Source organism: Burkholderia sp. ABCPW 14 (assembly GCF_001523835.1).
Lineage (GTDB): Bacteria > Pseudomonadota > Gammaproteobacteria > Burkholderiales > Burkholderiaceae > Burkholderia > Burkholderia mayonis.
In genome coordinates, this window is the sequence record NZ_LOVS01000095.1 from 33410 (window position 1) to 40978 (window position 7569).

The window sequence follows — 7569 nt, forward strand, 5'->3', positions numbered from 1 at the left end:
CATACTGGGCCTCCGGTACCCGGCGGACAGATTCAAGGAGCGAATCATGCGACAGCCAACCGTTTCCAAGAAGTACCTGATCGCGGCGGCGCTGGCCTTCGGCCTCGCGGGCGCCGCGAGTGCGCAGCCCGGCTTGCCGGACGCGCAGCAGCAAGGCGACGTCAGCTTCGTGTCGGGCGGGGTGGGGCAGGACGAATCCACCGCGTTCCAGCGCAGCGAAAGCAGTTGGCCGCTCGCGCTGCGCTTCACGGGCGCGGGCGGCGAGTATCTCGCCGACGTCCACGTGTCCGTGCTCGATGCGCACGGCGGCGAAGTGCTGAAGACCGACGCGCGCGGCCCCTACATGCTCGTCAGGCTGCAGCCGGGGCGCTACACCGTGCATGCGAGCTACAACGGCAACGAGCAGACCCATGCGGTCACGGTGCCGGCGAAGGGCGGCGTGAAGGCCGCGTTCTCGTGGAAGGCGCAGTGACCCCGCTGCGACGATGACGCCGCGCAATTTGCGGCGGTTTGGCCGATAATGCGACTATAAGCGGCGTTTCGCCGCGGCCATGCTTATTTCCGGCCGGCGCGTGCGCGCGGCGGCCGCAGGGGAAACCGATGTCCGACGCCGCAGGTCATCGCATCGAAATCGAGCCGAATCGCCATCGCGTTCGCGTGATCCACCAGGGGATCACCTATGCCGATTCGCATGCCGCCTATACGCTGAAAGAACCGGACCTGCCCCACGTCCAATACCTGCCGCGCGGCGACGTCAACATGTCGCGGCTCACGCCGTCCGATCACGTGACGTACTGCGAGCAAAAGGGGCAGGCGACCTATTTTCATCTGCATACTGAAAACGGCGTCATCGAGAACGCCGCGTGGAGTTACGAGGCGCCGCTGGCGGTCGCGGAAGCGATCCGGCAATATGTCGCGTTCGATGCCGCGTGCGTCGACCGCATCGACGTGACGTCCTGACGCGGCGGTTCATCGGGGGAGGCGATCATGGAACTGAGCGACGCGTTGTTCATTCCGCTCGCGCCGTCCGTCGTCCGGGACGCGCTGCAGGATCTCGCGCTCGTGCGCGCGAGCCTCGATCATTGCGAGTCGTTTTCGCGGCTCGCGCGCGGCGAGTACACGCTCGCACTGACGGTGCCGCTCGGCCCGTTGCGGGCGCATTACGACGTGCGCGCGCACGTCGTCAGCGAGCGCAGCGACGAACCGGAGCACACGAGGCGCACGCTGAACTTCCGGGCCCGCGCAGACGGCATCGGCGCGCTGCGCGGGCAGATCGACGTCGTGCTCGCGCCGGCCGGCGACGCATCGGACGCCGGCCGCGGCGTCCCCGCGACGCGCGTCGAATACGCGGTGTGGGCGACGGCGTCCGGCCCGCTCGCCGAACTGCCGGGCCGCCAGATCCGGAACGCGCTGCACGAGCTCGCGGACGATTTCTTCACCGAGTTCTGCGCGGTCGTGCAGGCGAAGCACGGGCTTGCGCCGAACCGCGCGCGAGATGGCGTGCCGCAGCGGCAGCACGTGTTCCTGCGGCCCGCGGGATTCAAGGGCGTCGCGCGCCGCGCGCACGCGCAGCACCTGGGCGGCGCGCTGACCGGGCGCGCGGCGAGCGCGCTCCACCATCGAGAATCGAACCCGGTGCCGTTGTGGGCGTGGGCCGCGATGATCGTCTTCGTCGCGCTGCTGCTCTATGCGGCGCGCTGGTTCAACGGCGGCTGAGCCGCGCGGCTTTTGCCGCGACGCCGCTTGCCGGGCACGGCGCCTCGCCCGGCAAGCCGCGTCGTGGATTTTCCGATTTCCCTTCCGATTCGCCGCTGAATGGCGGCCGTTCATCGCGTGCGGGCTCGATCCGGTCGCCCGGCCGGCTCAGTCGTCCTTGCGCATCGCGGGGCTCGTGCGCAGCATGTCGAAGCAGCCGTCGACGAGCCTTTCCGCGTGCCGCTCCGCATCGATCTCGCCCGGCAGCATCAGCATGTCGCGCACGAAGCCGCTGACGAGCGTATGCAGCATCAGCGTCGCGCGCCACGTATCGAGATCCGCCGGCAACTGGCCGTTCGCGACGCCTTGCGCGAGATCCGCTTCGATGTTGCGCAGCGCGTCGCGCATTCCTTCGCGGTTGCGCTGGAGGAGCGGCCCCATGTCCGCGACGTACTCGCACTTCATGAACAGGATGCTGAACACGCGCCGCAGTTGCGGGTCGCGTGCGACGCCGAGCAGGCACCAGATCAGGATTTCGCGGATCCGGCCGAGCGGATCGGCGTGCGGCGCGTCCGCGCCGGCCTTCAGCTCGTCGATCGGCAAGAGCACGCGGTCGAACATCGCGTCGAAGAGTTCGCTCTTGCTCGCGAAGTGCCAATAGATCGCGCCGCGCGTGACGCCCGCGTGCTGGGCGATGTCGGCGAGCGACGTGTGCGACACGCCTTTTTCGAAGAAGACGTGCTCGGCGGCGTCGAGGATGCGGTCGCGTGTCGCGAGCGCTTCTTCCTTCGTGCGTCTGGCCATTCAGGAGCTCATCGTATGCAAGGTCGAGGTCATTGCGTGAATAATAAGGGTTGTATCATGGGTGCCGCACGTGAGTGGCCCCGTTCGACGTCTTGTAAACCTTGGTAATGTGTAAGAAATTGTGCGGTGCATGAAGGACTTTTACATACATTCGCGAATGTATATACAATGCCAGCTTACGGCCGAATGGCCTTCGAGGCAATCGGTTAATATCCGTCTCTGCTGATTTCCCTCCCCATTGTTGTTCCGCGCGTACCGCGCGGCGGCATCCCGGCACGGCAGTCGCGTGCCGCCGTTGTATTCGCAGTCAAGCAATTCAGTTGTCCGATCCGCGCCGCAAGGCGCGTTCGTGTTGTGTCCTCGAGGGCCGGCACTTATTTCATCTAGTTACAAACGAGGTCGCTCCATGCGCGTCGAACGGGTTCCATACCGCTTAATCACTGTCGCGACGGCTGCCGTTTTTCTGGCCGCGTGCGGAAAAAAAGAATCGGCTCCGCCCCCTCAAACGCCGGAAGTCGGCGTCGTCACAGTCCAGCCGCAATCCGTGCCGGTCGTCTCCGAACTGCCGGGCCGCACGAGCGCGTACCTCGTCGCGCAGGTGCGGGCGCGGGTCGACGGCATCGTGCTGCGGCGCGAGTTCACCGAAGGCAGTGACGTCAAGGCCGGCCAGCGTCTCTACAAGATCGATCCCGCGCCGTACATCGCGGCGTTGAACAGCGCGAAGGCGACGCTCGCGAAGGCGCAGGCGAACCTCGCCACGCAGAACGCGCTCGTCGCGCGCTACAAGGTGCTCGTCGCCGCGAACGCGGTCAGCAAGCAGCAATACGACGACGCGCTCGCCGCGCAAGGGCAGGCGTCCGCCGACGTCGCGTCCGGCAAGGCCGCGGTCGAGACCGCGCAGATCAACCTCGGCTACACCGACGTGGTGTCGCCGATCTCGGGCCGCGTCGGCATCTCGCAGGTCACGCCGGGCGCCTACGTGCAGGCGAGCCAGGCGACGCTGATGTCGACCGTCCAGCAGCTCGATCCGGTGTATGTCGACCTCACGCAGTCGAGCCTCGAGGGCCTCAAGCTGCGTCAGGACATCCAGAGCGGGCGCATCAAGACGGAAGGTCCGGGCGCGGCGAAGGTCACGCTGATCCTCGAAGACGGCAAGCCGTATTCGGAGCAGGGCAAGCTGCAGTTCAGCGACGTGACGGTCGACCAGACGACGGGCTCGGTCACGATCCGCGCGATCTTCCCGAACAAGCAGCGCGTGCTGCTGCCGGGCATGTTCGTGCGTGCGCGCATCGAAGAGGGTGTCAACGACAACGCGTTCCTCGTCCCGCAAATCGGCGTCACGCACGATTCGAAGGGCCAGGCGATCTCGATGATCGTCGACGCGAAGGGCAAGGTCGAGCCGCGCGTCCTCACGACGAGCGGCATGCGAGGCCAGGACTGGGTCATCGAAGGCGGCCTGCAGGCGGGCGACCGCGTGATCGTGCAGGGCATCGACAAGGTGCGTCCGGGCATGACGGTGAAGACCGCCGCCGCGCAACTGCCGGCCGCGGCCGCCGCGTCGTCGGGGGCATCGCCCGCCGGCGCCGCGCCGGCTCAGGCCGCGGCAGCGAGCGCGGCCGCATCGGGCGCCGCGTCGTCGAGCACGGCAGCGAGTGCCGCCGCAGCGTCGAGCGCGCAATAACAGGGGGCCTGTTTCATGGCAAAGTTTTTTATCGATCGCCCGATCTTCGCATGGGTGATCGCCATCATCCTGATGCTGGCCGGTATCGCCGCGATCTTCACGCTGCCGATCTCGCAGTATCCGACGATCGCGCCGCCGTCGATCCAGATCACCGCGAGCTACCCGGGCGCTTCCGCGAAGACGGTGGAAGACACGGTCACGCAGGTGATCGAGCAGCAGATGAGCGGCCTCGACAACTTCCTGTACATGTCGTCGACGAGTGACGACTCGGGCAACGCCACCATTACGCTGACGTTCGCGCCGGGCACCAACGCCGATATCGCGCAGGTGCAGGTGCAGAACAAGCTGTCGCTCGCGACGCCGATCCTGCCGCAGGTGGTTCAGCAGCTCGGCCTGTCGGTGACGAAGTCGAGCAGCAGCTTCCTGCTCGTGCTCGCCTTCAACTCCGAAGACGGCAGCATGAACAAGTACGACCTCGCGAACTACGTGGCGTCGCACGTGAAGGACCCGATCAGCCGGATCAACGGCGTCGGCACCGTCACGCTGTTCGGCTCGCAGTACGCGATGCGGATCTGGCTCGACCCGAACCGCCTGACGAACTACGGCCTCACGCCGGTGGACGTCACGACTGCGATCACGCAGCAGAACGTGCAGATCGCGGGCGGCCAGATCGGCGGTACGCCGGCCGTGCCGGGCACCGTGCTGCAGGCGACGATCACCGAGTCGACGCTGCTGCAGACGCCCGAGCAGTTCGGCAACATCCTGCTGAAGGTCAATCAGGACGGCTCGCAGGTGCGCCTGAAGGACGTCGCGAAGGTCAGCCTCGGCGGCGAGAACTACAGCTTCGACACGAAGTACAACGGCCAGCCGACCGCGGCGCTGGGTATCCAGCTCGCGACCAACGCGAACGCGCTCGCGACCGCGAAGGCAGTGCGCGCGAAGATCGACGATCTGTCGACGTACTTCCCGCACGGCCTCGTCGTCAAGTATCCGTATGACACGACGCCGTTCGTGCGCCTGTCGATCGAGGAAGTGGTCAAGACGCTGCTCGAGGGTATCGTGCTCGTGTTCCTCGTGATGTATCTGTTCCTGCAGAACCTGCGGGCGACGATCATCCCGACGATCGCGGTGCCGGTCGTGCTGCTCGGCACGTTCGCGATCATGTCGATGGTGGGCTTCTCGATCAACACGCTATCGATGTTCGGTCTCGTGCTCGCGATCGGCCTATTGGTGGACGATGCGATCGTGGTGGTCGAGAACGTCGAGCGGGTGATGGCGGAAGAAGGGCTATCGCCGAGGGAAGCGACCCGCAAGGCGATGGGGCAGATTACCGGCGCGCTGGTGGGCGTGGCGCTCGTGCTGTCGGCGGTGTTCGTGCCGGTCGCGTTCTCGGGCGGTTCGGTCGGTGCGATCTATCGTCAGTTCTCGCTGACGATCGTGACGGCGATGGTGCTGTCGGTGCTCGTCGCGTTGATTCTGACGCCGGCGCTGTGCGCGACGATCCTCAAGCCGATCCCGCAGGGCCATCACGAAGAGAAGAAGGGCTTCTTCGGGTGGTTCAACCGGAACTTCAACGCGAGCCGCGACAAGTATCACGTCGGCGTGCACCACGTGATCAAGCGTTCGGGCCGCTGGCTCATCATCTACCTGGTCGTGATCGTCGCGGTCGGCCTGCTGTTCGTGCGCCTGCCGAAGTCGTTCCTGCCGGATGAGGACCAGGGCCTGATGTTCGTGATCGTACAGACGCCGTCCGGCTCGACGCAGGAAACGACCGCGAAGACGCTCGCGAACATCTCGGACTACCTGCTGAACGACGAGAAGGAGATCGTCGAATCGGCGTTCACGGTCAACGGCTTCAGCTTCGCGGGCCGCGGCCAGAACTCGGGTCTCGTGTTCGTCAGGCTGAAGGACTACGCGCAGCGTCAGCACGCGAACCAGAAGGTGCAGGCGCTGATCGGCCGGATGTTCGGGCGCTACGCGGGCTACAAGGACGCGCTCGTGATTCCGTTCAACCCGCCGTCGATTCCGGAACTCGGCACGGCCGCCGGCTTCGACTTCGAGCTGACGGACAACGCGGGCCACGGCCACGACGCGCTGATGGCGGCGCGTAACCAGCTGCTAATGCTGGCCGCGAAGGATCCGACGCTGCAGGGCGTGCGCCCGAACGGCCTGAATGACACGCCGCAGTACAAGGTGGATATCGATCGCGAGAAGGCGAACGCGCTCGGCGTCACGGCATCGGCGATCGACCAGACGTTCTCGATCGCATGGGCGTCCAGCTACGTGAACAACTTCCTCGACACCGACGGCCGGATCAAGAAGGTGTACGTGCAGTCCGACGCGCCGTTCCGGATGACGCCGGACGACATGAACATCTGGTACGTGCGCAACGGTTCGGGCGGGATGGTGCCGTTCTCGGCGTTCTCGACCGGCCACTGGACCTACGGTTCGCCGAAGCTCGAGCGCTACAACGGCGTTTCGGCGCTGGAAATCCAGGGCCAGGCCGCGCCGGGCAAGAGTACCGGCCAGGCGATGACGGCGATGGAATCGCTCGCGAAGCAGCTGCCGAACGGCATCGGCTATTCGTGGACGGGGCTGTCGTTCCAGGAAATCCAGTCGGGTTCGCAGGCGCCGATCCTGTATGCGATCTCGATCCTCGTCGTGTTCCTGTGTCTCGCGGCGCTGTACGAGAGCTGGTCGATTCCGTTCTCGGTGATCATGGTCGTGCCGCTCGGCGTGATCGGCGCGCTGCTCGCCGCGACGCTGCGCGGGCTCGAGAACGACGTGTTCTTCCAGGTCGGTCTGTTGACGACCGTCGGTCTGTCCGCGAAGAATGCGATTCTGATCGTCGAATTCGCGCGCGATCTGCAGCAGTCGGAGAAGATGGGGCCGATCGAGGCGGCGCTCGAAGCGGCGCGGCTGCGGCTGCGTCCGATTCTGATGACGTCGCTCGCGTTCATTCTCGGCGTGCTGCCGCTCGCGATCAGCAACGGCGCCGGCTCGGCGAGCCAGCACGCGATCGGCACCGGCGTGATCGGCGGGATGATCACCGCGACGTTCCTCGCGATCTTCATGATCCCGATGTTCTTCGTGAAGGTGCGGGCGGTGTTCAGCGGCGAGAAGGAAGATGCCGACGAAGCATTGCGCCTCGCGCATGAGCATATGCATCGTGACGAAAAGCCGGAGCACGGCGACGACGCTGGCAAGAAGGAATAAGTGATGAAGCGAAAACATGCTTTGACTGCACTCGCAGTCGCACTGCTCGCGACGGGCTGCACGCTCGCGCCGCGCTACGAGCGTCCGGCCGCGCCCGTGTCGGGCGCGTTCCCGACCGACGGCGTCTACGCCGCGCAGCCGGGCGCCGCGTCCGGCGCGCGCAGCGCGAACGT

General features: G+C 66.0%; 6 protein-coding genes and 2 pseudogenes. 7 read left to right on the plus strand and 1 reads right to left on the minus strand.

The window, feature by feature from the left end:
- Positions 1-46 precede the first annotated feature (46 nt).
- The 3 genes from WS62_RS13985 to WS62_RS13995 all read left to right on the plus strand — a co-directional run bounded on the left by WS62_RS13985 (position 47) and on the right by WS62_RS13995 (position 1716).
- Positions 47-472 (plus strand): carboxypeptidase-like regulatory domain-containing protein, encoded by a 426-nt coding sequence (locus tag WS62_RS13985; RefSeq protein WP_066571563.1) that lies wholly within the window; start codon positions 47-49, stop codon positions 470-472.
- A gap of 128 nt (positions 473-600) precedes the next feature.
- A complete protein-coding gene (locus tag WS62_RS13990; RefSeq protein WP_066571565.1) occupies positions 601-960 on the plus strand; it encodes a DUF427 domain-containing protein in 360 nt (119 codons plus the stop codon).
- Positions 961-987: 27 nt separating this feature from the next.
- On the plus strand, positions 988-1716 hold the full coding sequence (locus tag WS62_RS13995; RefSeq protein WP_066571567.1) for a CoxG family protein: 729 nt from the start codon (positions 988-990) through the stop codon (positions 1714-1716).
- A gap of 147 nt (positions 1717-1863) precedes the next feature.
- On the opposite strand, the gene bpeR is transcribed toward WS62_RS13995, so the two are convergent.
- Complete coding sequence (bpeR, locus tag WS62_RS14000; RefSeq protein ID WP_066571569.1) at positions 1864-2499, minus strand: TetR family transcriptional regulator BpeR; 636 nt, start codon at positions 2497-2499, stop codon at positions 1864-1866.
- 248 nt (positions 2500-2747) lie between these two features.
- Here bpeR and WS62_RS38125 point away from each other — a divergent pair.
- From WS62_RS38125 to WS62_RS36390, 4 genes and pseudogenes are all read left to right on the plus strand, one after another.
- Positions 2748-2886, plus strand: a pseudogene (locus tag WS62_RS38125) (chemotaxis protein); the annotation flags it as partial.
- Between the two features lie 19 nt (positions 2887-2905).
- On the plus strand, positions 2906-4180 hold the full coding sequence (locus WS62_RS14005; RefSeq protein ID WP_066571571.1) for an efflux RND transporter periplasmic adaptor subunit: 1275 nt from the start codon (positions 2906-2908) through the stop codon (positions 4178-4180).
- Between the two features lie 15 nt (positions 4181-4195).
- Positions 4196-7396 (plus strand): efflux RND transporter permease BpeB, encoded by a 3201-nt coding sequence (gene bpeB / locus WS62_RS14010; protein WP_066571573.1) that lies wholly within the window; start codon positions 4196-4198, stop codon positions 7394-7396.
- A 3-nt stretch (positions 7397-7399) separates the two neighbouring features.
- A pseudogene (locus WS62_RS36390) lies at positions 7400-7569 on the plus strand (multidrug transporter); the annotation flags it as partial.